This window comes from Arsukibacterium sp. MJ3 (assembly GCF_000987765.1).
Lineage (GTDB): Bacteria > Pseudomonadota > Gammaproteobacteria > Enterobacterales > Alteromonadaceae > Alishewanella.
The window spans coordinates 1-629 of sequence record NZ_LAHP01000112.1; the positions used below are offsets into that span (position 1 = coordinate 1).

The window sequence follows — 629 nt, forward strand, 5'->3', positions numbered from 1 at the left end:
TGCGGCATATCGAGAAAATCAGCATATTACCTTTCATAGAACCACAACTACTGCCACCGCAGCCGCAAGGTGTTGCAGATATCGCTGATGTGCATGGCCAAGAGCAAGCTAAACGCGCACTACTACTGGCAGCAGCCGGAGGGCATCATGTCCTGTTCGTAGGTCCGCCGGGTACAGGTAAAACCATGTTGGCGCAGCGTTTAATTGGCTTAATGCCGCCGCTACCGGAGCCGGAGGCACTAGAAGTAGCGGCGATTAGCTCGCTTACGGGTACTAAGTTTCAACCGGAACATTGGCGCCAACGGCCTTTTAGGGCTCCGCATCACTCTTGTTCGGCGGCAGCACTTGTGGGTGGTGGTAGTATTCCGCGGCCTGGAGAAATCACCTTGGCGCACCGTGGAATTTTGTTCATGGATGAATTAACAGAAACACCTCGCCATGTGCTTGATTCACTGCGTGAGCCGCTAGAATCTGGGCGCGTGAGTATTAGCCGAGCGCGCCAGCAGGTTACGTTTCCCGCACGTTTTCAGCTGGTGTGCGCATTAAATCCTTCCCCGTGTGGCACCTTCAACGGCGATATTCAAAGTTCGCGCTCTACGCCTGAGCAAATCTTAAAGTATTTGGGAAAA

1 protein-coding gene is annotated in these 629 nt (G+C 53.3%); it reads left to right on the forward strand.

Features of this window, described 5'->3' with window-relative positions:
- On the forward strand, window positions 1–629 hold a 629-nt coding region (locus tag VT06_RS17035; RefSeq protein ID WP_046555525.1), incomplete at both ends, for an ATP-binding protein.